22 protein-coding genes and 1 pseudogene are annotated in these 24,621 nt (G+C 60.4%); 15 read left to right on the plus strand and 8 right to left on the minus strand.

All coding sequences use genetic code 11. The features are described 5' to 3' along the window. Nucleotides 1-124: 124 nt before the first annotated feature. From FFS64_RS21445 to ccoM, 3 genes are all read left to right on the plus strand, one after another. Nucleotides 125-466 (plus strand): aspartate-semialdehyde dehydrogenase, encoded by a 342-nt coding sequence (locus FFS64_RS21445; protein ID WP_095195399.1) that lies wholly within the window; start codon nt 125-127, stop codon nt 464-466. A 58-nt stretch (nt 467-524) separates the two neighbouring features. Continuing rightward, nucleotides 525-740 carry a hypothetical protein gene (locus FFS64_RS21450; protein WP_137807065.1) on the plus strand — a complete coding sequence of 72 codons (216 nt, stop codon included), beginning with the start codon at nt 525-527 and terminating at the stop codon, nt 738-740. 142 nt (nt 741-882) lie between these two features. Beyond that, on the plus strand, nt 883-999 hold the full coding sequence (ccoM, locus tag FFS64_RS32010) for a cytochrome c oxidase subunit CcoM (protein WP_008056860.1): 117 nt from the start codon (nt 883-885) through the stop codon (nt 997-999). Nucleotides 1,000-1,262: 263 nt separating this feature from the next. Here the strand turns inward: ccoM and FFS64_RS21460 are convergent, their stop codons facing one another. After that, entirely contained in the window at nt 1,263-2,738 is a 1,476-nt protein-coding gene (locus FFS64_RS21460; protein WP_137807066.1) for an inorganic phosphate transporter, read from the minus strand. 376 nt (nt 2,739-3,114) lie between these two features. Further along, complete coding sequence (locus tag FFS64_RS21465) at nt 3,115-3,315, minus strand: hypothetical protein (protein ID WP_008056863.1); 201 nt, start codon at nt 3,313-3,315, stop codon at nt 3,115-3,117. 688 nt (nt 3,316-4,003) lie between these two features. Here FFS64_RS21465 and pcaR point away from each other — a divergent pair. The 11 genes and pseudogenes from pcaR to pcaC all read left to right on the plus strand — a co-directional run bounded on the left by pcaR (nt 4,004) and on the right by pcaC (nt 13,688). Then, complete coding sequence (gene pcaR, locus FFS64_RS21470; RefSeq protein WP_095195401.1) at nt 4,004-4,846, plus strand: pca regulon transcriptional regulator PcaR; 843 nt, start codon at nt 4,004-4,006, stop codon at nt 4,844-4,846. Nucleotides 4,847-4,969: 123 nt separating this feature from the next. After that, the gene (locus FFS64_RS21475; RefSeq protein WP_137807067.1) at nt 4,970-6,316 is read left to right on the plus strand and encodes an MFS transporter; all 1,347 of its coding nucleotides are present in this window, start codon (nt 4,970-4,972) and stop codon (nt 6,314-6,316) included. A 272-nt stretch (nt 6,317-6,588) separates the two neighbouring features. Continuing rightward, a complete protein-coding gene (locus FFS64_RS21485; protein WP_008054173.1) occupies nt 6,589-7,446 on the plus strand; it encodes a CoA transferase subunit A in 858 nt (285 codons plus the stop codon). Further along, nucleotides 7,446-8,225, plus strand: coding sequence for a CoA-transferase subunit beta (locus tag FFS64_RS21490; protein WP_095195403.1), 780 nt, complete (start codon nt 7,446-7,448; stop codon nt 8,223-8,225). The genes FFS64_RS21485 and FFS64_RS21490 overlap by 1 nt, the downstream gene beginning before the upstream one ends. Next, nucleotides 8,222-9,427 (plus strand): 3-oxoadipyl-CoA thiolase, encoded by a 1,206-nt coding sequence (gene pcaF, locus FFS64_RS21495; protein ID WP_171017116.1) that lies wholly within the window; start codon nt 8,222-8,224, stop codon nt 9,425-9,427. The genes FFS64_RS21490 and pcaF overlap by 4 nt, the downstream gene beginning before the upstream one ends. A 37-nt stretch (nt 9,428-9,464) precedes the next feature. Further along, nucleotides 9,465-10,169, plus strand: a complete 705-nt coding sequence (pcaH, locus tag FFS64_RS21500) for a protocatechuate 3,4-dioxygenase subunit beta (RefSeq protein WP_095195405.1) — start codon at nt 9,465-9,467, stop codon at nt 10,167-10,169. 1 nt (nt 10,170) lies between these two features. Next, complete coding sequence (gene pcaG / locus FFS64_RS21505; RefSeq protein ID WP_137807070.1) at nt 10,171-10,737, plus strand: protocatechuate 3,4-dioxygenase subunit alpha; 567 nt, start codon at nt 10,171-10,173, stop codon at nt 10,735-10,737. 176 nt (nt 10,738-10,913) lie between these two features. Beyond that, nucleotides 10,914-11,072 (plus strand): annotated as a pseudogene (locus tag FFS64_RS21510) (alpha-ketoglutarate permease); the annotation flags it as partial. A gap of 45 nt (nt 11,073-11,117) precedes the next feature. After that, a complete protein-coding gene (locus FFS64_RS21515) occupies nt 11,118-12,482 on the plus strand; it encodes a 3-carboxy-cis,cis-muconate cycloisomerase (protein ID WP_137807071.1) in 1,365 nt (454 codons plus the stop codon). Nucleotides 12,483-12,493: 11 nt separating this feature from the next. Continuing rightward, entirely contained in the window at nt 12,494-13,285 is a 792-nt protein-coding gene (gene pcaD, locus FFS64_RS21520) for a 3-oxoadipate enol-lactonase (RefSeq protein WP_137807072.1), read from the plus strand. A 10-nt stretch (nt 13,286-13,295) separates the two neighbouring features. Beyond that, nucleotides 13,296-13,688, plus strand: coding sequence for a 4-carboxymuconolactone decarboxylase (gene pcaC, locus FFS64_RS21525; RefSeq protein ID WP_007976697.1), 393 nt, complete (start codon nt 13,296-13,298; stop codon nt 13,686-13,688). A gap of 114 nt (nt 13,689-13,802) precedes the next feature. Here pcaC and FFS64_RS21530 read toward each other — a convergent pair whose 3' ends face one another. The 4 genes from FFS64_RS21530 to emhA form a co-directional block, all read right to left on the minus strand. Next, nucleotides 13,803-15,062 (minus strand): OprD family porin, encoded by a 1,260-nt coding sequence (locus FFS64_RS21530; protein WP_137807073.1) that lies wholly within the window; start codon nt 15,060-15,062, stop codon nt 13,803-13,805. Between the two features lie 439 nt (nt 15,063-15,501). Next, the gene (emhC, locus tag FFS64_RS21535) at nt 15,502-16,962 is read right to left on the minus strand and encodes an efflux RND transporter outer membrane subunit EmhC (protein WP_137807074.1); all 1,461 of its coding nucleotides are present in this window, start codon (nt 16,960-16,962) and stop codon (nt 15,502-15,504) included. Next, complete coding sequence (emhB, locus tag FFS64_RS21540; RefSeq protein WP_137807075.1) at nt 16,962-20,123, minus strand: efflux RND transporter permease subunit EmhB; 3,162 nt, start codon at nt 20,121-20,123, stop codon at nt 16,962-16,964. Before emhB ends, emhC begins: the two co-directional genes overlap by 1 nt. Before the next feature lie 3 nt (nt 20,124-20,126). Further along, nucleotides 20,127-21,284 carry an efflux RND transporter periplasmic adaptor subunit EmhA gene (gene emhA, locus FFS64_RS21545; RefSeq protein WP_095195413.1) on the minus strand — a complete coding sequence of 386 codons (1,158 nt, stop codon included), beginning with the start codon at nt 21,282-21,284 and terminating at the stop codon, nt 20,127-20,129. A 267-nt stretch (nt 21,285-21,551) separates the two neighbouring features. Here emhA and emhR point away from each other — a divergent pair, with 267 nt between their 5' ends. Further along, the gene (emhR, locus tag FFS64_RS21550; RefSeq protein ID WP_137807076.1) at nt 21,552-22,184 is read left to right on the plus strand and encodes an efflux system transcriptional repressor EmhR; all 633 of its coding nucleotides are present in this window, start codon (nt 21,552-21,554) and stop codon (nt 22,182-22,184) included. A 466-nt stretch (nt 22,185-22,650) separates the two neighbouring features. Here the strand turns inward: emhR and FFS64_RS21555 are convergent, their stop codons facing one another. Together FFS64_RS21555 and FFS64_RS21560 are read right to left on the minus strand one after the other, a co-directional pair. After that, complete coding sequence (locus FFS64_RS21555; protein WP_137807077.1) at nt 22,651-22,947, minus strand: DUF3077 domain-containing protein; 297 nt, start codon at nt 22,945-22,947, stop codon at nt 22,651-22,653. 612 nt (nt 22,948-23,559) lie between these two features. After that, the gene (locus FFS64_RS21560; protein WP_137807078.1) at nt 23,560-24,609 is read right to left on the minus strand and encodes an alkene reductase; all 1,050 of its coding nucleotides are present in this window, start codon (nt 24,607-24,609) and stop codon (nt 23,560-23,562) included. Nucleotides 24,610-24,621: the final 12 nt, after the last annotated feature.

Raw genomic sequence — 24,621 nt, forward strand, 5'->3', positions numbered from 1 at the left:
AGCCCACTTACAGGCGGTGCGTGGACTACGGCACCAACGAGTGCCAATTGGGTCACAGTTTGCGACCGATGGCTCAAGTCGCCATTCCCGCAGCCGACAGCCTGCAGACAGGAGACCCATTTATATGCTGCCACCGATGCTCCCCCTGAGTGCCGTGCCGATCACTTCCCAGCACGACCCGGTTCGCCCGCGCCCGGACATCGCGCCTGTGGTGCCGATGCAGGAGAGTTCCACCGACAGCACCATCGACCTGAAAAACCGCGACCGCGAAGAAGCCGTTCTGTTATTGCGCGAGGAACAGCGCCGACAGCAGGAGCGCGAGCGGCGCCGGCGTGAAGCCGATGATGATCCCGAAGCGCACCTGGCGATCCCCGGTGACGAACTCAATGCCGACAATACCGTACCGGTGGCGCCGCTGATGGAAGACCAGCCGCGCCAGGGCTTGTGGGTCGATATCGAGATTTGAGGGTGTGGCTGGTCAGCGCCGTCGCCAGACCTCATTATTGGCGCAACCCTGCCGAACGATGCGGCAGCTGAATTTCATTTCCAGCGATGCACTGAACGCCATGAGCCAAGACGACAAGCTGATCGACCTCAACGCCGAACGCGCCAAGCGTATCCATGACCTTAACGACAAACGCCTGAATGAAGTGCGCCAGGCGTTCGAACAGGCCATGCCGTTGGGGAAAGCGAAGAAAAGCCAAAAAACCAAAACGAAGAGCAAGCCGAAAAAGCGTTGAGCCCCCTGCATCGATTGATGCAGGTCAGTTTCCCCCTCCTTATATGCCCGGTCCCGGGCAACATTGATCCCGGTCAATATTCTCTCCTGCCCGATTGGTTAACTTAGCCCCATCGCAACAGGGCAACTGCAGGAGACGCGTCATGTTTTTCGACAACGTGGTGATCGCCGGAGTGCTGACCGTCAGCCTCATGCTGGTGTTTTTTGCAGGGTTCGGATTTTTTATCTGGAAGGATTCGCACAAACGGAAAAAACCGTAGGTCTTTCTGGACGCAATGAGCACGCAAGGCATTTTGGGCAACTTCGGTTGCCCTTTTTTTTTTGCCTGCGAAAATCTATCGGCCTTGGCAGAGTTCGCTGTGGGAGCGAGCCTGCTCGCGAAGTCGGAGGTCGTCGCAATGAAAATGGCGTCTGTTTGACCGCTTTCGCGAGCAGGCTCGCTCCCACAGCTGTTTCGTGGTGACTGGCAGCAATAAAAAAGGCGCGGTCCTCACGGAGCGCGCCTTTTTCGTACAACTGCGTATCAGCTACCCAGTGCCTTTGAAGCCAGCCAGAACAGACCGGCCGACAGGGCGACCGTGGCCGGCAGGGTCAGTACCCAGGCCAACAGGATGGTTCTGACGGTGCCGCCTTGCAGGCCGCTTTTGTTGGCGACCATGGTCCCGGCGACGCCCGAGGACAGGACGTGGGTGGTGGACACCGGCAGGCTGAAGATATTGGCCATGCCGATCATGCACGCGGCGGTGATCTGGGCCGACATGCCCTGGGCGTAGGTCATGCCCTGCTTGCCGATTTTCTCGCCGATGGTCAGTACCACGCGTTTCCAGCCAACCATGGTACCCAGGCCGAGGGCCAGGGCGACCGCCAGAATCACCCAGAACGGGGCGTATTCGGTGGTGGTGGTCAGGTCTTTGCGCAGTTTGTCCAGGTCAGCCTTTTCACGGGGGGCGAGGCCAGGCAACTTGGCGACTTTCTTCGCAGTATCGTCAAGGCACAGCAGGTAGCGGCGTACTTCGATGCGGCTTTCCGACGACAGCGAGTGGTAGTCAGCTACACCCTTGAGGGTACCCAGAAGGGCGTCGATGGTAGGTTCTGTCTGTTGCGGGTTGCAGCGGAATTTCTCCGGCAGATCGCCTGATACGCTTTTGCCCAGGGCCAGGAACTCGCCCAGGGAGTCGGCATTGCGCTTGTAGAACTGGCTCAAGTGCAAGGTGGCGTCGCGGGTACGTTCGATCTGATAGGTGGTGCTGTTCAGGTCAAGAACGAACTGCGCCGGCACGATACCGATCAGCACCAGCATGATCAGGCCGATGCCTTTCTGACCATCGTTGGAGCCGTGCACGAAGCTCACGGCCATGGCCGAGATCACCAGCACCAGGCGATTCCAGAACGGTGGGTGTTTCTTGTCGTCGATCTTGCGGCGCTGTTCCGGCGTCTTGTGCATCTTCGACAGCGGACGCCACCATTTAAGGCTGATCAGTACCAGTGCGGCGATCAGGAAACCTGCCATTGGCGAGAGCACCAGCGACATCGCGATATCGATCGCCTTTTGCCAGTTCACCCCGTCGCCCAGCGGAATATCGTTGATCAGGGCATTGGCCAGGCCCACGCCAAGGATCGAGCCGATCAGCGTATGGGAGCTGGAGGCGGGGATACCGAAGTACCAGGTGCCCAGGTTCCAGGTGATGGCTGCGGCGAGCAACGAGAACACCATCGCCAGGCCATGGCCGGTATTCACGTTGATCAGCAGCTCCACCGGCAGCAGGTGAACAATGGCATACGCCACGCCAACGCCGCCCAGCAACACGCCGAGGAAATTGAACACACCGGAAAAGAACACCGCCAGATGAGGCGGCATCGCTTTGGTGTAGATAACAGTGGCTACCGCGTTAGCGGTGTCATGAAATCCATTGATGAACTCGAAGGCGAGGACAAAAGCCAGGGCGAGCAAGAGGCTCACAAGCACCCAAGCATCCAGTCCGCTGAATAAATCGATCATGAAGGTTTTCTGACCCGGTCATAAGGGGGCGCGATTATGCCAGAAAAGACTGTCAATCGATGCACTAGCTGCTCATCGGTAACATTCTTCAACGAATTATTTTGCAGCCGCGCCCTGAGCCCCGGTGATTTTTCGGTGCTTGCAAGTCGTTGAATTTCTTTGGAAACGCTGTCGCCACAAGGGTTTCACTCGTTTGAAGGAGGGATTTGAACGCTTGTGTGAAATTTCTGAAGGAAGAGTCAGATATGAGCCTTTTACCCTGTCAGATGGGCAAGGTAGCCGCGGCCCGCTCGTAGCGGGCGCAAAAGGCAACATCAATACATCCCGCTTTTAACGGGAGCAAACGCAGACCCTGGAAGGATTCAAGCCGAGGTGCTTATGGCTCTTCGGCTTTGAGTTCCTTTTCCATTTTTTCCAGTTCTTGCTTGAATACCTGATCCTGAACGGTGGCGCGTTTACGCCAGGGCTTGCGTTCCGGTTCGGGTTGGGCGGCGTAGGTGGTGACTTCCCCGCCGTAAACTTCCTTGTAACGTTGTTCCTGGCGCTCAAGTTCCGCGCGCAGTTCGTCTTTCGTCACAGTGCTACCTGATTGAGTTGAGATGAATTCTGGTGAAACGCGCTGCGTTCAATGTATTGACCACGCTCGTCGAAAGGACAAGGCCCATAAAGGCATCGTTTTTACGGCAGGGCGATCAGTACGTCCATGTTGCAGGCGGCCACGGCACCAGAGATAAATAGCTGACGTAGCATCAGTTTCCTGTTTCGGCGAGCGCGTTGGCGATGCGGGTGCAGTCAGCGTCGGACACTTGCCGGGGGCAGCAGCGATGGAACATCGCGCCACCGGGTAGCGGGATCGGCGGGTAAAAAATCGCCTGGCTACTGATTTGCATTATAGCGAGCGATTCACAGAACACTATCGTCAAAGAGTTAAAAGTCGATCTTGATGTGTGATTGTTTTGGTTGGCCACAACTTTTACCGGCAACTAGTGCATTGGCCGATGTCATTGTGCAACGTTGCCTTTCTGGCGCCATTAAGTCGAACAACTTAGGGCAACTATATGCACCTTTAAATCGGTCTTCGGGTTTGCTTGAAAACATACGGGAAGGTGCGTATTTCGGATCGTTGGCAGGCTGAGAGGTCGATGGGGTCGATTGCGATTATCGGTCGATGGTTCGATAATCGCCCGATCTTGGTTGGCCGGGCTTGTTTGCCGGGCCCATGCCGCTTGTAATAGCTGCTGATCCGTGTGGGAAAAGGACCTTATATGAACGATCAATTGCGCAATTCCTTCGCGTCAGTGGCACCGCCGATCGTCGCATCGCCAGCCAAACGGATTCAAGCCCTGACCGGTGATCCGGATTTCATGACTTCTCTGGCTCGCGGGCTGGCTGTCGTGCAGGCGTTCCAGGAGCGCAAGCGGCACCTGACCATTGCTCAGATCAGCCACCGCACGGAAATTCCCCGCGCCGCGGTAAGACGTTGCCTGCATACCCTGATCAAACTCGGCTACGCCACCACCGACGGCCGCACTTACTCATTGCTGCCCAAAGTGCTGACCCTCGGCCATGCCTATGTTTCCTCGACGCCGCTGGCGGTTTCTGCCCAGCCGTACCTGGACCGCATGAGCGAGCAATTGCATGAGGCCTGTAACATGGCCACCCTGGAAGGTGATGACATTCTATATATAGCCCGCTCGGCGACCACTCAACGGCTGATTTCGGTGGACCTCTCGGTGGGCGGTCGGTTGCCGGCTTATTGCACATCGATGGGCAGGATCCTGCTGGCCGCCCTGGACGACACGTCGCTGGGGGAGTACCTCGACCACGCCGACCTGCAGGCCAAGACCAGCCGCACCATTCATACCCCCGAAGCATTGCTCGAATGCCTGCAGGAGGTACGGCAACAAGGTTGGTGCATCGTCGACCAGGAACTTGAGCAGGGTCTGCGTTCGATTGCCGTTCCGGTGTACGACGCTTCCGGCCAGGTGGTCGCGGCCCTCAACGTCAGCACTCATGCGGGACGGGTCAGCCGTAACGAACTGGAGCAGCGGTTTCTCCCCGGTTTGTTAAGCGCAAGCCGTGATCTGAGCGCCCAGCTGTTTGCCTAAGCTGTTCGATAAACGCACAGAGTCGCGTTTACTGAATTGACGCTGTTTCCCCTGGATTATTACTGTCGCGGCTGCGCCAGCGTCGGCTGGCCCCGTTCGACTGCGATCCATGGAATAAAAATAATGAACCAGCCTCAGTCTGCTGTAGGAAACTGCCTCGACGTGCAGTCCTTCATCAATGCTCAACCCATTTCGCGCTACCAATGGCGCGTAGTGATCCTGTGTTTCCTGATTGTCTTCCTTGATGGCCTCGACACCGCGGCCATGGGGTTCATCGCGCCGGCCCTGTCTCAGGACTGGGGCATCGACCGCGCCAGCCTCGGTCCGGTGATGAGTGCGGCATTGATCGGCATGGTTTTCGGCGCACTGGGCTCTGGCCCATTGGCTGACCGTTTCGGACGAAAAGTCGTACTGGTGGGGGCCGTGTTGTTGTTCGGTGCGTTCAGCCTGGCTTCGGCTTACAGCACCAACGTCGATCAATTGTTGGTGCTGCGCTTCCTCACCGGCCTTGGGTTAGGGGCCGGTATGCCGAACGCCACAACACTGCTCTCGGAATACACCCCGGAGCGCAAGAAATCCCTGCTGGTGACCAGCATGTTCTGCGGCTTCAACCTCGGCATGGCCGGTGGCGGATTCATTTCGGCCAAGCTGATTCCGGCGTTTGGCTGGCACAGCCTGCTGCTGATCGGTGGGATTCTGCCACTGATCCTTGCCGTCGTTTTGCTGTTCTGGCTGCCGGAATCGGCGCGCTACCTTGTCGTCCGTAACCGGGGCGCCGACAAAGTGCGCAAGACGCTGGCGCCCATCGACCCGGCGGTGGTCGCCCAGGCCGCAAGCTTCAGCGTGCCGGAACAGAAAACCGTGAAGGCGCGCAATGTGTTCGCGGTGATCTTCTCCGGCACCTACAGCGTCGGTACCTTGTTATTGTGGCTGACCTACTTCATGGGGTTGGTGATCGTTTATCTGCTGACCAGCTGGCTGCCGACCCTGATGCGCGACAGCGGCGCGAGCATGGAGCAAGCGGCGTTCATCGGTGCATTGTTCCAGTTCGGTGGTGTGCTTAGCGCAGTGGGCGTGGGTTGGGCGATGGACTGGTTCAATCCGCACAAGGTCATCGGCATTTTTTACCTGCTGGCCGGGGTGTTTGCCTACGCGGTGGGGCAGAGCCTGGGCAGTATCACGCTGTTGGCGACTCTGGTGCTGGTGGCGGGTATGTGTGTCAACGGTGCGCAATCGGCAATGCCATCGCTGGCCGCGCGTTTTTATCCGACCCAGGGGCGCGCCACCGGCGTGTCGTGGATGCTCGGCATTGGCCGTTTCGGCGCGATTCTCGGGGCCTGGATGGGCGCCACGCTGCTGGGTCTGGGCTGGAACTTCGAGCAAGTGCTGACGGCATTGGTGATTCCGGCGGCGCTGGCGACGGCGGCGGTGGTGATTAAGGGCGTGGTCAGTCATGCGGATGCGACCTGACAGGCTGAGCCGGAATCTTCAATGATTTTGGTGGCCTCTTCGCGGGCAAGCCTCGTTCCTGCAGGAATAGCGTAATCCTTGTAGGAGCGAGGCTTGCCCGCGAAGCTTTTGGGATCGGTAGGTATGCAACAATGTGTTCGATAAACGAACACTCAGTCGATTATCGGATTGTTTGAGGTTTTTCACAGGCTTAATCTTCAAGTCATTCCGGCGCTGCGCATCGGCGCCTTTTTCGACCACTGTTGGTTAATAACAAATGGGAGCCTGCCCCAATGGCTGAAATTCTTTCGCTGCATGACGCGGTGAAGCAGTTCGTGAACGACGGCGATACGGTCGCGCTCGAAGGCTTTACTCACCTGATCCCGACGGCCGCCGGTCACGAAATCATTCGCCAGGGCAAGAAAGACCTGACCCTGGTGCGGATGACCCCTGACCTGATCTACGACCAGTTGATCGGTGCCGGTTGTGCCCGCAAGCTGATTTTCTCCTGGGGCGGTAACCCGGGTGTCGGTTCGCTGCACCGTCTGCGCGATGCGGTCGAGAAACAGTGGCCCCATGCGCTGGAAATCGAAGAACACAGCCACGCCGACCTGGCCAACGCCTACGTCGCGGGAGCATCCGGCCTGCCGTTCGCGGTGCTGCGTGCCTACGCCGGTTCCGATTTGCCGAAGGTCAACCCGCTGATCAAGTCCGTGACCTGCCCGTTCACCGGCGAAGTGTTGGCAGCAGTGCCTTCGGTGCGTCCGGATATCACCGTGATTCACGCGCAGAAAGCCGACCGCAAGGGCAACGTGCTGTTGTGGGGCATTCTCGGCGTGCAGAAAGAGGCCGCATTGGCTGCCAAGCGCTGCATCGTCACCGTGGAAGAAATCGTCGATGACCTCAACGCGCCGATGAACTCCTGTGTGCTGCCGACCTGGGCCTTGAGCGCCGTCTGCCACGTACCGGGTGGCGCGCATCCGTCCTACGCTCACGGTTACAACGAACGCGACAACCGCTTCTACCAGGCTTGGGACCCGATTGCCCGCGACCGTGAAACCTTCACCGCGTGGATCAACGAGTACATCCATGGCAGCGCTGACTTCAGTGAGTTCCAGGCCAAACTGGCCGCCGCTTCGGAGGCGAAGTAATGACTTACACCACCAATGAAATGATGACCGTCGCCGCTGCCCGTCGCCTGAAGAACGGCTCGGTGTGCTTCGTGGGAATCGGCCTGCCATCCAAAGCGGCCAACTTGGCGCGCCTGACTTCGTCGCCAGACGTGGTCCTGATCTACGAATCGGGCCCGATCGGTGCCAAGCCGAGCGTACTGCCGCTGTCGATCGGTGACGGTGAGCTGGCGGAAACCGCCGACACCGTGGTCCCGACTGGTGAGATTTTTCGCTATTGGCTGCAGGGCGGTCGCATTGACGTCGGTTTCCTCGGCGCGGCGCAAGTCGACCGTTTCGGCAACATCAACACCACCGTGGTCGGTGATTACCACGCACCGAAGGTCCGTCTGCCGGGTGCCGGCGGCGCGCCGGAAATTGCCGGTTCCGCCAAGAGCGTGTTGATTATCCTCAAACAGTCGGCGCGTTCTTTCGTCGATAAGCTCGACTTCATTACCTCGGTCGGTCACGGTGAGGGCGGCGATTCGCGCAAGCGCCTCGGTCTGCCGGGCGCCGGTCCGGTCGGGATCATCACCGACCTGTGCATCATGGAACCGGAAGAGGGCACCCATGAGTTCGTGGTCACCGCGCTGCACCCGGGCGTGACCCGCGAGCAAGTGACGGCCGCCACCGGTTGGCCGATCCGTTTTGCCGACAGCGTTGATACCACTGCCGAGCCGACCGAGGTCGAACTGACCGCTCTGCGCGATCTGGAAGCCCGTACCGCAGCGGCCCACGGCCAAGCACCCGGAGAAGCGTGATGCGTGACGTTTATATCTGCGACGCCATTCGCACCCCCATCGGCCGTTTCGGCGGAGGCCTGTCGACGGTTCGTGCCGACGACCTGGCCGCTGTGCCAATCAAGGCGCTGATGGAGCGCAACCCATCGGTGGACTGGACAGCAGTGGACGAGGTGTTCCTCGGCTGCGCCAACCAGGCCGGCGAAGACAACCGCAACGTGGCGCGCATGGCGCTGCTGCTGGCCGGGCTGCCGGAAACCATTCCGGGCGTCACGCTCAATCGCCTCTGCGCCTCGGGCATGGACGCCATTGGCACCGCATTCCGCGCCATCGCCAGTGGCGAGATGGAGCTGGCGATTGCCGGCGGTGTCGAGTCGATGTCCCGCGCCCCGTTCGTGATGGGCAAGGCCGACGCCGCGTTCTCGCGCAACATGAAACTCGAAGACACCACCATCGGCTGGCGCTTCATCAACCCGCTGATGAAAGCCCAGTACGGCGTGGATGCGATGCCGCAGACCGCCGACAACGTCGCCGATGATTACCAAGTGTCCCGTGAAGACCAGGACCTTTTTGCCCTGCGCAGTCAGCAACGCACCGCCGCCGCGCAAGCTGCAGGTTATTTCGCCGAAGAAATCGTCGAAGTGCGCATTGCCCACAAGAAAGGTGAAACCGTGGTCAGCCAGGACGAACATCCTCGCGCCGACACCACCCTGGAAGCCCTGACCAAGTTGAAACCGGTCAATGGCCCTGACAAAACCGTCACCGCAGGCAATGCTTCGGGCGTGAACGACGGCGCGGCGGCGTTGATCCTGGCCTCGGCCGAAGCGGTGAAAAAACACGGCCTGACCGCTCGCGCCAAAGTGCTGGGCATGGCCAGCGCCGGTGTCGCCCCGCGGGTGATGGGCATCGGCCCGGTACCGGCGGTGCGCAAGCTGATCGAACGCCTGGGTGTGGCGGTCAGTGATTTCGACGTGATCGAACTCAACGAAGCCTTCGCCAGCCAAGGTTTGGCGGTGCTGCGTGAACTGGGAATCGCCGACGACGCGACCCAGGTCAACCCGAACGGCGGTGCCATTGCCTTGGGCCATCCCTTGGGCATGAGCGGTGCGCGGCTGGTGCTGACTGCGTTGCATCAGCTGGAAAAAACCGGTGGCAAGAAAGGTCTGGCGACCATGTGCGTCGGTGTTGGCCAGGGTCTGGCCTTGGCGATCGAGCGCGTCTGACGCGCTCTGAAGACTGATAAGAACTGAGGAATGTTTCATGACTGACAAGCCTGGTTACCGTCGTCCGCAGGAAGGCACCCAGCCGCCGTACCTGCACCCGACCTACCAATCCACCAACCTGCGCTCGCCGTCCAAGCCGTTGGTGTTCCTGCCGCATTCGTTGTCGGAAATCACCGGGCCGACCATTGGCGCCGAGCGCGTCAATGAGAAGGACAACGACCTGACCGCCCAGCACCAGGGTGAGCCATTGGGTGAGCGCATCATCATTCACGGCCGTGTGCTGGATGAGAACGGTCTGCCAGTGCCGGGAATTCTGGTGGAGATCTGGCAGGCCAACGCCGCCGGTCGTTACGCCCATGCCCGCGACCTGCACGACGCACCGCTGGACCCGAACTTCACCGGCACCGGCCGCACCGTGACCGACGCCGATGGCTGGTACCAGTTCCAGACCATCAAGCCCGGCGCTTATCCGTGGGGTAACCACCACAACGCCTGGCGCCCGGCGCACATCCATTTCTCGCTGTTCGGGCCAAGCATCCTGACGCGCCTGGTCACCCAGATGTATTTCCCGGGCGATCCGTTGCTGGCCTACGACCCGATCTACAACTGCGTGCCCGATACCAGCGCCAAAGAGCGCCTGATCGCCAGTTTCGATCTGGAAAAAACCATCCCTTCCTATGCCCTCGGTTATCGCTGGGACATCGTATTGCGCGGCCGCGATGCCACGCCGATGGAGAAATAAGATGACGCTGACTGCGACCACGTCCCACACCGTAGGGCCGTACTACCACATCGGCCTGACTTGGCTGAACCGCGAAAACCTGACCGTCGAACAAACCCTGGGCGAGCGCGTGGCGATCACCGGGCAAGTGGTCGATGGCAATGGCGATATCGTCAACGACGCGATGCTGGAAGTCTGGCAGGCCAACGCCGCCGGCAAGTACGACCACCCGGAAGACGACCAGGACAAGCCCCTGGACCCGAACTTTGAAGGTTTTGGTCGGGTGCCGGTGGATGCCGAAGGGCGTTTCCGTTTCACCACGATCAAACCGGGCACGGTCGAAGGCCTCAAAGGCACGACCCAGGCGCCGCATCTGGTGGTGCTGGTGTTTGCCCGTGGCCTGGTGAAGCACTTGCTGACGCGGATTTACTTCGAGGGCGAACCGGCAAACGTAGACGATCCGCTGCTGGAATGCGTGCCGGCCGAGCGTCGCGGCACCTTGTTGGCGAAGCAGGATGCGAGCGGTGTTTACCACTGGAATGTGATTCTGCAGGGCACGGATGCGGAGACGGTGTTCTTCGATTATTGAGTGACCAGCGCAAACCTGTGGGAGCGAGTTTGCTCGCGATGACGGAATCATATCCAACATTAATGGTGACTGACCCAATGCAATCGCGGGCAAGCCCGCTCCCACAGGGGAGTCGTGTTGCTGATCCATCCGTGGAGCGGGGCTATTACAAAGTGTATCCAGACTTTCACAGTCCCCGCGTTGGCCTGGCGTATGCGGTGTCGAATGCGATCCTCGGCGATTCGGCGGAATATGTAGCCTTGAGCCTCAAGGCCGTGGGCGTGATGATGGCGATAGCGTTCCTGTTCAGCCAGCGTCTGCCCAAGCAAGCGAAGTATTTGCATCACGACCTTTGATTCATACCCGCGGGCCTGACCGGCCCGCACTTCCAGGGACTGTTTATGAACCAGCGACCGGGCAATCAATTGTTTGATGCCTATTTCACTGCACGCGATATGCGCGACGTGTTCTGCGATCAGGGCCGGGTCCAGGCCATGCTCGACTTCGAAGCCGCGCTGGCCCGCGCCGAAGCGCGGGTCGGTCTGATTCCGCAAACCGCGGTGGCACCGATCGAAGCCGCGTGCCAGGCCGGGCATTTCGACTTTGCCGCCCTCGGCGAAGCGATTGCCAGCGCCGGCAATTCGGCGATTCCGTTGGTCAAGGCATTGGGCAAGCAGATCGCAACGCAGGATGCCGAGGCCGAACGTTACGTGCATCTTGGGGCGACCAGTCAGGATGTAATGGACAGCGGTCTGGTGCTGCAACTGCGTCGGGCGCTGGAGCTGATCGACAGTGATTTGGCGCAACTGGGGCAAACCCTCGCCACCCAGGCCCAACGTTATGTGGCCACGCCGTTGGCCGGACGTACCTGGTTGCAACATGCGACGCCGGTCACCCTCGGTATGAAGATCGCCGGCTGGCTGGGGGCGGTCACCCGCAGTCGTCAACGTCTGCAAGATCTCAAGCCGCGCCTGCTGGTGCTGCAATTCGGTGGTGCTTCCGGCACCCTCGCGGCGCTTGGTGAGCAGGCGATGCCGATTGCCCAGGCACTGGCCGAGGAGCTGCAACTGGGCTTGCCCGATCAGCCTTGGCACACCCAGCGTGATCGCCTGGTGGAGTTCGGCTCGGTACTCGGGTTGATCGCCGGCAGCCTCGGCAAACTCGGTCGCGACATCAGCCTGTTGATGCAGACCGAAGCGGGCGAAGTGTTCGAACCTTCGGCGCCGGGCAAGGGCGGTTCTTCGACCATGCCGCACAAACGCAACCCGGTGGGCGCGGCGGTGTTGATCGGCGCGGCAACCCGCGTACCCGGTTTGCTCTCGACGTTATTCAGCGCCATGCCACAGGAACACGAACGCAGTCTCGGCCTGTGGCACGCCGAGTGGGAAACCCTGCCGGAGATTTGCTGCCTGGTGTCCGGCAGCCTGAAGCAAGCGCTGTTGGTGACGCAGGGGCTGGAAGTGGACGCCGGGCGCATGGTCCGCAACCTCGATCTGACCCAAGGCCTGGTGCTGGCCGAGGCGGTGAGCATTGTCCTGGCGCAACGGGTCGGGCGCGACGCCGCGCATCACCTGTTGGAGCAATGTTGCAAACGCGCCGTGGCCGAACAACGTCATCTGCGCGCGGTGCTTGGCGACGAGCCGCAAGTGACAGCCGAGCTGTCGGCTGAAGAACTCGATCATCTGCTGGACCCCGCCCACTACCTCGGACAGGCTCGCACTTGGGTCGAGCGAGCGGTGGCTGAACATTCTGCATTGACTGCCTGAAGGAGATTGCTGTGGCTTTTGTACAACTCGCCGAGGGCGAACTGCATTACCAACTCGATGGCCCGGTGGATGCGCCGGTGCTGGTGCTGTCCAACTCCCTGGGCACCGACCTGCACATGTGGGACGCGCAAATCGCCGCGTTCAGCGAGCATTTCCGTGTGCTGCGCTTCGACACCCGTGGTCACGGCCAATCCCTGGTGACGCCAGGGCCGTACAACATCGAACAACTGGGCCGCGACGTGCTGGCGCTGCTGGATGCGCTGCACATCGAACGCGCACATTTCTGCGGACTGTCCATGGGCGGGCTGATCGGGCAATGGCTGGGCATCAACGCCGGCGAGCGCCTGAACAAACTGATCGTGTGCAACACCGCGGCGAAAATCGGCGATCCGTCGGTGTGGAACCCGCGCATCGAAACCGTACTGCGCGACGGTGCCGCGGCCATGGTCGCCTTGCGCGATGCGTCGATTGCCCGCTGGTTCACCCCGGACTTCTCCGAGGCTAACCCGGCAGCGGCCAAGCAAATCACCGACATGCTGGCGGCCACTTCACCGCAAGGCTATGCGGCCAATTGCGCGGCAGTGCGCGATGCCGATTTCCGCGATCAATTGTCCTCGATCAAGGCGCCGCTGCTGGTGATTGCCGGCACCCAGGATGCGGTCACGCCGCCGTCCGGCGGGCATTTCATTCAGGAACATGTGCCGGGTGCCGAGTACGCCGAGTTCTATGCGGCGCACTTGTCCAACGTTCAGGCCGGCGCGGATTTCAGCGATCGCGTACTGGCCTTTCTGCAGGCTCGTTGAGGAAAAATCCGTGGACGAGAAACAACGTTACGACGAGGGTATGAAGGTCCGTCGCGCCGTACTGGGCGATGCTCACGTCGACCGCAGCCTGACCACCCTGACCGAGTTCAACTCGGAGTTTCAGGAGATGATCACCCGCCATGCCTGGGGCGACATCTGGACCCGCCCGGGCCTGCCGCGCCACACCCGCAGCCTGATCACCATCGCCATGTTGATCGGCATGAACCGCGAGGGTGAGCTCAAACTGCACCTGCGCGCCGCCGCCAACAATGGCGTCAGCCGCGGCGAGATCAAGGAAGTGATCATGCAGAGCGCGATCTACTGCGGCATCCCGGCGGCCAATGCCACGTTCCACCTGGCGGAGTCGGTGTGGGATGAGTTGGGGGTTGAATCGCGGGAGTGACCCCGGTTTCTACCCGGGCAAGCCCGCTCCCACAAGGTTTTGTGTCATGCCCAAATCGTGTGGCACATGCAAAACCTGTGGGAGCGGGCTTGCCCGCGATGGCGGCAGTGGGGTTTACAACAGGCTGATCGGATAGCTGATGATCACCCGGTTTTCGTCGAACTCGTTGTTGCTGTAGTCGCGGCGCATGGTCGAGTTGCGCCATTTCACGTTCAGGTCTTTCAGCGCGCCGCTTTGCACGGTGTAGCCCAGTTCACTTTCCCGCCCCCATTCCTTGCCATCGGTGATCGTGCCGGTGTGTACGTTATCGCCACTGATGTAGCGGTTCATCAGGGTCAGGCCTGGCACGCCGAGGGCGACGAAGTTGTAGTCGTGGCGCACTTGCCAGGATTTTTCCCGGGCGTTGTCGTAGCTGGAGTTGTAGCTGTCGTTGGCCAGGGTGCCGCCGCTGGTGCCGTTGACCCGCATCCACGGGCTGTCGCCGGTGAGTTTTTGCAGACCTACATAAAAGGTGTTTCCACCGTATTTGGCCGAGAACAGACCGTACATGGTCTTGTTGTCGAGGTCGCCGGCGCCGGCGCTGCCGTCATCCTTGCCGTAGAAGAAACCCAGATTGGCGCCCAGGGTCCAGTCGCCGACGGGCTGGCTGTGGGTCAGGTTGATGAATTGCTGGCTGTAGATGTCTTTGAGTTCGGCGTTCCAAACACCGATCTGGGTGCGCTTTTCGTTGAACAGGTATTCGCCGCCCTGGAAATTGAACCGGTCCGAGGTGAACGCGGCTTTGCCGGTCATCGACATGTCGTCCATGCTGCTGTCGTCGCGCGGGCTGTTCTGGCGGAACTGACCGCCGTAGAGCGTCAGGCCATTGATTTCCTTCGAGGTGATCTGGCCGCCACGGAAGGTTTGCGGCAGCGAGCGACCATCGTCCGAACGCAGGATCGGCAGCACCGGCATCCATTCGCCCACCTTCACTTCGGTCTGCGACAGTTTGGCCTTGAACGCCACGTTGGTACGGCCGAAGTTGTCCGCCGGGCGCCCATCGCTATCCAACGGCAGCAGTTGCGTACCGCCGGTGCCTTTGCCGCCATCAAGTTTCACCGAGTACAGCCCCAGCACATCCAGGCCGAACCCGACGGTGCCCTGAGTAAAACCGGACTTGGCGTCGAGGATGAAACTCTGTGTCCATTCTTCAGCCTTGCCCTGCGCCTTGGTCGGGTTGGTGAAGTTGCGGTTGATGTAGAAGTTGCGCAGGTTCAGGTTGACCTTGGCGCCTTCGACAAAGCCCGGCTCCTCGGCCTGGGCGGGCAGGGCAGTGCTGGCCAGGGCAACGGCAATCAGGCTGGGAACGAAATACTGCGCGGTGGAAGGCGTCATGGGTTCGGGTCTCTCTAATTCTTGGGGATGAAACTGGGTAATGCCGCATCCGGGACGGTGCAGACACAAAGTCGACATTTCTTGGGTGGAGCTTTGGGATCAGCCGGACAGGGCAGGGCGCGGGGGCATGGTGTCGAACCTGTTGTTATTGGTTTTGTGATTCGAATGGTGATGTGAATGTACTGGATGGTTCAATCTGTGAAAGAGGGTTCTGGGCGATTATCGAACCGAGATTGGCTCTGATTCTTGGGGTGACTGCCCAGGCCTCATCGCGGGCAAGCCCGCTCCCACAATGTCCGTGTCGTACACGAATTTTGTGAACCACTGAGAACTTGTGGGAGCTGGCTTGCCAGCGATGAGGTCAGTACGGCCAGCACACCTTTTCCCGCAGCCAAGAAAAAGCCCACCAATCGGTGGGCTTCTTGTGTTCACAGCGCTATCAGAACAACTTCAGCTTCGGCGCTTCTTCTTTCAACGGCTCGTTCTTCGCCGTCTGTTCGTTCCAGCCACCGCCCAATGCCTTGTACAGGTTGACCGCGCTGACCAGTTGCGCCAGACGGTCGGTGATCAGCGCCTGTTGGGCACTGAACAGCTGGCGCTGGGCATCGAGGAAGGTCAGGTTGCTGTCGACGCCGATGCGGTAGCGACGCTCGGCCAGGCGGTAGTAATCCTGGTTGGCGGTGACGAAGTCACGCTGCGCCTGCAACTGATGGGTGTAGGTCTCGCGGGCGGCCAGGCCGTCGGCGACTTCCTGGAAGGCCGTTTGAATGGACTTCTCGTAGTTCGCCACGCCAATGTCTTTCTGGATTTTCGAGTAATCCAGGCTGGCGCGCAGGCTGCCGGCGTTGAAGATCGGCAGGTTGATCTGCGGCTGGAACAGCCAGGTGCCCGAACCGCCCTTGAACAGCCCGGACAGGTCCGGGCTCAGGGTTCCGGCATTGGCGGTCAGGCTGATGCTCGGGAAGAACGCAGCACGCGCCGCGCCGATGTTGGCGTTGGCGGCCTTGAGGTTGTACTCGGCTTGCAGGATGTCCGGACGACGTTGCAGCAGGTCCGACGGCAGGCCGGGCGGTACGTCGCTCAGCAAGTCGTCGTTAAGCGGTCTGGCCGCTTGCAGGTTGGCCGGGATGCCGGTGCCGAGCAGCAGTACCAGGCTGTTTTCATCCTGGGCGACCTGGCGGGTGTAACGGGCCAGTTGCGCACGGGCGTTTTCCACCGAGGTCCGCGACTGCGCCAGGTCCAGGGCCGAGGCGACCCCCACTTCGTTGCTGCGGGCGGTGAGCTTGTAGCTCTCCTCGAACGCGGCAAGGGTGTCCTGGGTCAGCTTGTACAGCTCCTTGTCGGCCTGCCAGGTCAGGTAGGCATTGGCCACACTGGCTACCAGGCTGATCTGGGTGCTGCGCCGGCCTTCTTCGGTGGCGAAGTACTTCTGCAGCGCTTCTTCGTTCAGGCTGCGAATCCGACCGAACAGGTCCAGTTCATAGGCGCTGATACCGACGGTGGCTGAGTAGGAGCTGGTGATGTCTGCCTCGCCGGTTTGCGAAGCATTGGCCGGAACGCGCTGGCGGCTGCCGGTGCCGTTGGCCGAAACGGCAGGGAACAGGTCGGCGCGGGAGATGCGGTATTGAGCCGCAAAGGCGTCGATGTTCAGGGCCGCGACACGCAGGTCACGGTTGTTTTCCAGGGCCACCTGGATCAGCTGCTGCAGCGCCGGGTCATGGAAAAACTGCTTCCAGCCTTGCTCTGCAGCCGCCTGCGCAGGCGCCTGGGCCGGCGAGTACGCCGGACCTTGCGGGTACTGATCTGCCACCGGAGCATCCGGCTGCTGATAATCAGGTATCAGCGAGCAGCCACCGAGCACGAAGGCGGCGACTGCCAGGGAGAGTAGCGACTTGCTCATTAGCCAGCCTCTTTAGAAGGTTCAATGGCAGCGTCCTGGTCGACGACTTTGCGCTGGCCCATGGACGATACGGTGACGAAGAACAATGGGACCCAGAAGATCGCCAGTACGGTGGCGGTGATCATACCGCCAATCACACCAGTACCGATGGCATGCTGGCTACCTGAGCCGGCGCCCGTGGAAATAGCCAGTGGTACCACACCGAGGACGAACGCGAGCGAGGTCATGATGATCGGCCGCAGACGCATGCGGGAGGCTTCGATCGCCGCATCGCGCAGGCTGCGCCCTTGCTCGTGGAGTTCCTTGGCGAACTCGACGATCAGAATGGCGTTTTTCGCCGCCAGGCCGATGGTCGTCAACAAGCCCACCTGGAAGTACACGTCGTTGGACAAGCCGCGCAGGCTAGTGGCCATCAGCGCACCGATGATCCCCAGCGGTACCACCAACATCACCGCGATCGGAATCGACCAGCTTTCATACAGCGCCGCCAGACACAGGAACACCATCAGCAGCGACAGGGCATACAGCGCAGGCGCCTGGGAGCCGGACAGACGTTCCTCGTAAGACAGGCCGGTCCAGGAAATACCGACACCGGCCGGTAGTTTCTGGGCCAGGGCTTCGACTTCGGCCATGGCTTCACCGGTGGAATAACCGGGTGCCGGGGCACCGAGGATTTCCATCGCTTCCACGCCGTTGTAACGGGCCAGTTTCGGCGAGCCGTAGATCCACTCGCCCTTGGCGAATGCCGAGAACGGAACCATGGTGCCGACGCTGTTGCGCACGTACCACTTCTGCAGGTCTTCAGGGCTCATGCGGGCACCGGGACGACCTTGCACGTACACCTTCTTCACCCGACCGCGGTCAATGAAGTCATTGACGTAGCTACTGCCCAGGGCAATCGACAGGGTGTTGTTGATGTCGGCGATGGTAATGCCCAGGGCACTGGCCTTCTCGTCATCGATTTCCAGTTGGTATTGCGGTTCGTCGTTCAGGCCGTTCGGACGCACTTGCGCCAGCACTTTGCTCTGCGCCGCCATACCGAGGAACTGGTTACGGGCCTCCATCAGCTTGTCGTGACCGATACCGGCGCGGTCTTGCAGGAACACGTCGAAACCGGTGGCGTTACCCAGCTCCAGTACCGCCGGTGGCGCAAAGGCGAACACCATGGCGTCACGGAAGGTGAAGAAGTGCTGCTGCGCACGGGCTGCAACCTTGAACACGCTGTTGTCGGCGTTACGTTCATCCCACGGCTTGAGCATGATGAACGCCATGCCCGAACTCTGGCCACGGCCGGCGAAGTTGAAGCCGGTCACGGTAAACACCGAGTTCACCGCATCGCCTTCACCGCCTTCCTTGCCTGGACGCAACAAGAACTCACGCATCTCGTCCACCACCACCTGGGTACGCTGGGACGTAGAACCGGCCGGTGTCTGCACCTGGGCGAACAGTACGCCCTGGTCTTCTTCCGGCAGGAACGCCGTCGGAATCCGGGTGAACAGCCAGATCATGCCGACCACGATGAGGATGTAGGCCAGCAGGTAGGGTGCTTTTTGCGCCAGCATGTTACCCACGCCGCGCTCGTAGCTGCGAACGCCACGGTCGAAGTTACGGTTGAACCAGCCGAAGAAGCCGCGTTTCGGCGTGCCGTGCTCGCCTTTCGGAATCGGCTTGAGCATGGTGGCGCACAGCGCCGGGGTGAAGATCAGCGCAACCAGTACCGACAGGGCCATGGCCGAGACGATGGTGATCGAGAACTGCTTGTAGATCACGCCAGTGGAACCGCTGAAGAACGCCATCGGCAGCAGTACCGCCGACAGCACCAGGGCGATACCGACCAGGGCGCCCTGGATCTGCCCCATGGATTTCTTGGTGGCTTCCTTGGGTGACAGGCCTTCTTCGCTCATCACCCGTTCGACGTTTTCCACCACGACGATGGCGTCGTCCACCAGCAAGCCGATGGCCAGCACCATACCGAACATGGTCAGGGTGTTGATGCTGAAACCAGCTGCCGCGAGGATGCCGAACGTACCAAGCAGTACCACCGGTACGGTCATCGTGGTGATGACCGTGGCGCGGAAGTTTTGCAGGAACAGGAACATCACCAGGAACACCAGCGCGACCGCTTCAACCAGGGTGTGAACCACGCCCTTGATCGATTCGGTCACCACCGGGGTGGTGTCGTACGGGAACACCACTTCCATCCCTTGCGGGAAGAACGGCTTGAGGTTATCGATGGTCTTGCGCAGGGCTTTGGCCGTGTCGAGGGCGTTGGCACCGGTGGCCAGTTTCACAGCCAGGCCGGACGCCGGAGCGCCGTTGAACTGGGCGTTGATGCTGTAGTTTTCACCCCCCAGACCGACGTCGGCGACATCTTTCAGGCGAACCTGGGAACCGTCCTTGTTGACCTTGAGCAGGATCTTTTCGAACTGCTCAGCGGTCTGCAGGCGGGTCTTGCCGATGATCGTCGCGTTCAGCTGCGTGCCGGGCAGGGCAGGCAAGCCACCGAGCTGACCGGACGACACCTGGACGTTTTGTGCGGCGATGGCGGTTTTGACGTCGATCGGGGTCAGGTTGTAGTTGTTCAACTTGGCCGGATCGAGCCAGATACGCATGGCGTATTGGGAGCCGAATACCTGGAAGTCACCGACACCGGCGGTCCGCGAGATCGGGTCCTGCATGTTGGACACGATGTAGTTGGACAGGTCGTCCTTGGTCATGCTGCCGTCACGGGACACCACGCCGATCACCAACAGGAAGTTTTTCACTGCCTTGGTCACGCGGATACCCTGCTGCTGCACTTCTTGCGGCAGCAGCGGGGTGGCCAGGTTCAGCTTGTTCTGGACCTGAACCTGCGCGGTGTCGGAGTTGGTGCCTTGCTCGAAGGTCGCGGTGATGGTCATGGTGCCGTCGGAGTTACTTTCCGAGGACACATAACGCAGGTTGTCGATACCGTTGAGCTGCTGCTCGATCACCTGCACCACGGTGTCCTGCACGGTTTGCGCGGAAGCGCCCGGGTAGGTCACGGAGATGGCGATCGCGGGCGGCGCAATGCTCGGGTATTGGTTGATCGGCAGTTTGAGGATCGATAGTGCCCCGACCAGCATGATCACCAGGGCAATTACCCAGGCAAAAATCGGACGGTCGATAAAAAATTTCGACATGGTTTACTCCCCTTTGCCGACGGAAGCCTGTTCAGCTGCTTTCGCGGGGGCCGGGTTCCTTGCGCCAACGTTGGTCGCCTCACTGGCCTTGACTTCGATGCCAGGTTTGACGAATTGCAGTCCTTCGGTGATCAGGCGATCGCCGGCCTTCAGGCCGTCTTCGATCAGCCATTGGTTGCCCACGGTGCGGCTGGCCTTGAGCTGACGCAGTTCGACCTTGTTGTCGGGACCGACGACCAGCGCGGTCGGGGAACCTTTGAGGTCGCGGGTCACGCCTTGCTGCGGGGCCAGAATCGCCGCGCTGTTCACACCGGCCTGCAACTGGGCGTGCACGAACATGCCTGGCAGCAGGGTGTGATCAGGGTTCGGGAACACGGCACGCAGTGTTACGGAGCCGGTGGTCTGGTCAACCGAGACTTCGGAGAACTCCAGCTTGCCTTCCTGCTGGTAATGGCTGCCGTCCTCGAGGGTCAGCTTGACCTTTGCTGCATTGTCGCCGGCCTTCTGCAGGCGGCCACTTTCCAGTTCGCGGCGCAATTGCAGCAGTTCGACCGAGGATTGGGTGACATCGACGTAGATCGGGTCAAGTTGCTGAATGACCGCCATGGCTTCTGTCTGACCGTTGCTGACCAGCGCGCCCTCGGTCACCGAAGAACGACCGATACGGCCGGTCAGCGGTGCGTAGACCTTGGTGTAGCGCACGTTGATCTGGGCCGATTGCAGCGCGGCTTCCGACTGCAGACGGTTGGCCACGGCGGTGTCGTATTCCTGACGGCTCACGGCTTGCTCGTTGACCAGTTGCTGGTAGCGGTCGGAGATCGACTTGGTCGAGCGCAGGTTGGCCTCGGCGCTTTTCAGGGTCGCTTCATAGACCGCCGGATCGATCTGATACAGCTGCTGGCCGGCTTTGACATCGCCGCCTTCCTTGAACAGGCGCTTGAGAATGATGCCGTTGACCTGCGGACGCACTTCGGCGATGCGGAACGCGCTGGTGCGGCCCGGCAGTTCGGAAGTCAACGTAAACGTTTGCGGCTGCAGGGTGACGACGCCGACCTGAGGCGGTGGTGCGGCGGGTGCCGCTTCTTCCTTTTTGCATCCACTGAGCAGCGATGCGAGGGCGACGGCGGCGACCAGAGCGGTAACAGCTGGCTTGAATTGCATGAAAATCCTCGGGTCAGGCGCGCAAAAAACGCACAAGAAAAGATGGAACGTTAAAAATTGGGTGCCGGGTGGATAAGTAGCTTGCTAAGGAATATACTTACATTCACGGTTGTTTGTAAATACCTTGGCTGTGTACCCTCGCTGTTACAGAAGCCGTCGCAAGGTTCGAATTGTAGGCCCGGGGACGATGCCCAAGAACGCTCGCCCCACTTTTATTCAGCTGATATTCAGACATCGCTGAAGCACCCTGATTGAGGTTGTACTGCCATGGTCCGTCGCACCAAAGAGGAAGCTCAAGAAACCCGCAGCCAGATACTCGAGGCGGCCGAAAAGGCCTTTTTCGAGCGGGGCGTGGCCCGCACGACGCTGGCGGACATCGCGACCCTGGCCGGCGTGACCCGTGGCGCCATCTATTGGCATTTCAGCAACAAGGCCGATCTGGTGCAGGCCATGCTCGACAGCTTGCATGAGCCCCTTGATGAACTGGCCAAGGCTGCGGAGAGCGAAGACGAGCTCGACCCGCTGGGCTGCATGCGCCGGCTGCTGATTCATTTGTTTCATGAAGTTGCACTGGACCCCAAGACCCGGCGCATCAACGAGATTCTGTTTCATAAGTGCGAATTCACCGATGAAATGTGCGACCTGCGCCAGCAGCGCCGGACCGCCAGCCTGGACTGCAACATGCGCATCGGCCTGACCCTGCGCAATGCCGTGAACCGCGGGCAGCTACCGGAAAATCTCGACACCGCCCGCGCGGCTGTCAGCATTCATGCTTATATAGACGGCCTGCTGTACCAATGGTTGCTCGCGCCGGACAGTTTCCAGCTGCACACCGAGGCCGAGCGTTGGGTCGATACCGGGCTGGATATGCTGCGTTTCAGCCCCAGCCTGCGTAAATGAAACAACATGCGTAATCGGCTTCCCGTGTGTCAACCGCTGAAGCCTTGGATGAACAGTTCTTCATGGGCGCCGGGGCAGTGGGGTGCTTTTATATACTTACGTTTGATCGGTTGACAGGTAGCAAGCTCGGTATTTTGTAGGGATTTTGTGTCGCGTTTGTGAGAAAGCGTGAATACCGAGTGCTGAACCGCTCCCTGTGGGAGCTGGCTTGTCGGGTCGCCGCATCGCAGCGATGGCGGCCAGGCAGCCGATCTGACTCTCGCGGGTTTACTCAATTTCCTGTGGGAGCGAGCCTGCTCGCGAAGGTCGTGAGCAATAACGCGTAAAACCAGATACCCCGCAGCGCCCTCGGGTATTTCGCGAGCAGGCTCGCTCCCACAGAAGCTGCGCCAAACCCAGTCAATAAAAAGCCCCGGCTCTTTGGAACCGGGGCTTTCGAGTTCATGAGTTATCGCTATTGCGCGGCTTACTTGTGAGTGCGATCAGTCCCACGCTCCAACACCTTCGTCACATCATCAATCACGGCTTTACTCATCGCCGTCAGGTAATGCGCCGCCCAGGCGTGGCGGTCGGTGTCTTTGGCATAGGCAGCATCCACAGTGAGCTCCCTGGCGAGGAACAACAGATTGGAGGCTTGGGCTAGGGCGTCGGTGATGGGGACGTCTCGGCAGACGTGGAACAGGGGGTGATTCGAGAGGTACAGGAAGGGGGTGAAGCCAACGGTTTTCAGTTCTGAAGGATCGGGCGGACTGGTTTTGCTCATGGTGTAACTCCTTGGATTGAGGAGCCGCCACGTTCGTTTCCAAGCGAAGGGGTGGCAGCTGTACGCAGGTTGGAAAACCGGGACCAAGGAAACCGGCACGCCCAAAGGCGTCCCACGCACAGCCGCCATAACTAGACATCGCAAGCGAAAAAGCTGCTGCAACGAATTGGGGGCGCTGTTGCGCTTTGGTCAGACGGGTTTCCAAGCCCGATCGCCGAATGGTCAGCGACGTCCGGAGACTATCCCGTCAAAGAAAAGCGCAACAAGGCATCAAAGAGCCCAAAAGCGAGATTCGGAGTTTGCCTACAACGTCCTAAGGCGTCATCCGATATTTCGACACCTTAAATAAGCGGAACTAAACATCAGGCGAAAAAACATACCTCGCTGATCAGCAAGAGTACGGTCTTGACTCTTCATGCATCCTGGGCTAGCAACTGTCCTTTGTCCTGGGACAGAGGACAGTTTGAGCTTATATGGACCAAATGCGCTCCACGGCTCAACGACCGCATCCACAGGTTGCCATTCGAGACTTGCCGCACCTGGATGATTTCGACACAACAAAAAGCCCCGGCTCTTACGAGTCCGGGGCTTTTGCATTTCAACGGCTAACGATTACAACGTCGGATAGTCGATGTAGCCGACCGGGCCTTTGCCATAGAACAGTTCCGGACGCGCCTCGTTCAGCGGTGCATCCGCTTTCAGGCGTGCCGGCAGGTCCGGGTTGGCGATGAAAGGGATGCCGAAGGCAACGGCGTCGGCCTTGCCGGCGGTCAGCCAGGCGTTGGCGCTGTCCTTGGTGAAACGTTCGTTGATGATGTACGGGCCGCCGAAGGCTTCCTTGATCTGTGGGCCGAGGCTGTCGTCGGCTTCTTTTTCGCGGGAGCAGATGAAGGCGATGCCACGTTTGCCCAGTTCGCGAGCGACGTAGGTGAAGGTTTCGGCCAGGTTGTCGTCACCCATGTCATGGGCGTCGGCGCGCGGTGCCAGGTGTACGCCGACTCGGCCTGCGCCCCAGACTTCGATCGCGGCATCGGTCACTTCCAGCAACAGGCGGGCACGGTTTTCCAGGGAGCCGCCATAGTTGTCGGTGCGCTGGTTGGTGCTGCTTTGCAGGAACTGGTCGAGCAGGTAGCCGTTGGCGCCGTGGATTTCCACGCCATCGAACCCGGCAGCCTTGGCGTTTTCGGCACCGACGCGGTAAGCGTCGACAATGTCGGCGATCTCAGCGGTTTCCAGCGCGCGTGGCGTCGGGTAGTCGGACAATGGGCGAACCAGGCTGACGTGGCCTTTGGGCTGGATGGCACTTGGAGCGACCGGCGCTTCGCCGTTCAGGTACGACTCGTGGGAGACCCGGCCCACGTGCCACAGTTGCAGGAAGATCTTGCCGCCGGCGCCGTGGATCGCCTTGGTCACGTTGGACCAGCCGCGTACCTGGTCGTTGGACCAGATGCCCGGGGTGTCCGGGTAGCCGACGCCCATCGGGGTAACCGAGGTGGCTTCGCTGAGGATCAGGCCGGCCGAGGCGCGTTGAACGTAGTACTCGGCCATCAGCGCGTTGGGCACCCGACCTTCGTCGGCGCGGCAGCGGGTCAGCGGGGCCATGATGATGCGGTTGGCAAGCTCGATGTCGCCCAGTTTGATCGGATCGAAAATAGTCGTCATGAAATGCACCCT

The sequence above is a fragment of the Pseudomonas sp. G(2018) genome (assembly GCF_005502415.1).
GTDB lineage: Bacteria > Pseudomonadota > Gammaproteobacteria > Pseudomonadales > Pseudomonadaceae > Aquipseudomonas.

Bases quoted from the DNA above. Each gene is read 5' to 3' on its own strand.
- FFS64_RS21490 (WP_095195403.1), top strand. From the start codon at position 7,446: ATGACTTACACCACCAATGAAATGATGACCGTCGCCGCTGCCCGTCGC.
- FFS64_RS21445 (WP_095195399.1), top strand. From the start codon at position 125: ATGCTGCCACCGATGCTCCCCCTGAGTGCCGTGCCGATCACTTCCCAG.
- FFS64_RS21515 (WP_137807071.1), top strand. From the start codon at position 11,118: ATGAACCAGCGACCGGGCAATCAATTGTTTGATGCCTATTTCACTGCA.
- FFS64_RS21460 (WP_137807066.1), bottom strand. From the start codon at position 2,738: ATGATCGATTTATTCAGCGGACTGGATGCTTGGGTGCTTGTGAGCCTC.
- ccoM (WP_008056860.1), top strand. From the start codon at position 883: ATGTTTTTCGACAACGTGGTGATCGCCGGAGTGCTGACCGTCAGCCTC.
- pcaH (WP_095195405.1), top strand. From the start codon at position 9,465: ATGACTGACAAGCCTGGTTACCGTCGTCCGCAGGAAGGCACCCAGCCG.
- emhB (WP_137807075.1), bottom strand. From the start codon at position 20,123: ATGTCGAAATTTTTTATCGACCGTCCGATTTTTGCCTGGGTAATTGCC.
- FFS64_RS21450 (WP_137807065.1), top strand. From the start codon at position 525: ATGCGGCAGCTGAATTTCATTTCCAGCGATGCACTGAACGCCATGAGC.
- pcaG (WP_137807070.1), top strand. From the start codon at position 10,171: ATGACGCTGACTGCGACCACGTCCCACACCGTAGGGCCGTACTACCAC.
- emhA (WP_095195413.1), bottom strand. From the start codon at position 21,284: ATGCAATTCAAGCCAGCTGTTACCGCTCTGGTCGCCGCCGTCGCCCTC.
- FFS64_RS21475 (WP_137807067.1), top strand. From the start codon at position 4,970: ATGAACCAGCCTCAGTCTGCTGTAGGAAACTGCCTCGACGTGCAGTCC.
- emhC (WP_137807074.1), bottom strand. From the start codon at position 16,962: ATGAGCAAGTCGCTACTCTCCCTGGCAGTCGCCGCCTTCGTGCTCGGT.
- pcaR (WP_095195401.1), top strand. From the start codon at position 4,004: ATGAACGATCAATTGCGCAATTCCTTCGCGTCAGTGGCACCGCCGATC.
- FFS64_RS21485 (WP_008054173.1), top strand. From the start codon at position 6,589: ATGGCTGAAATTCTTTCGCTGCATGACGCGGTGAAGCAGTTCGTGAAC.
- FFS64_RS21560 (WP_137807078.1), bottom strand. From the start codon at position 24,609: ATGACGACTATTTTCGATCCGATCAAACTGGGCGACATCGAGCTTGCC.
- FFS64_RS21530 (WP_137807073.1), bottom strand. From the start codon at position 15,062: ATGACGCCTTCCACCGCGCAGTATTTCGTTCCCAGCCTGATTGCCGTT.
- FFS64_RS21555 (WP_137807077.1), bottom strand. From the start codon at position 22,947: ATGAGCAAAACCAGTCCGCCCGATCCTTCAGAACTGAAAACCGTTGGC.
- emhR (WP_137807076.1), top strand. From the start codon at position 21,552: ATGGTCCGTCGCACCAAAGAGGAAGCTCAAGAAACCCGCAGCCAGATA.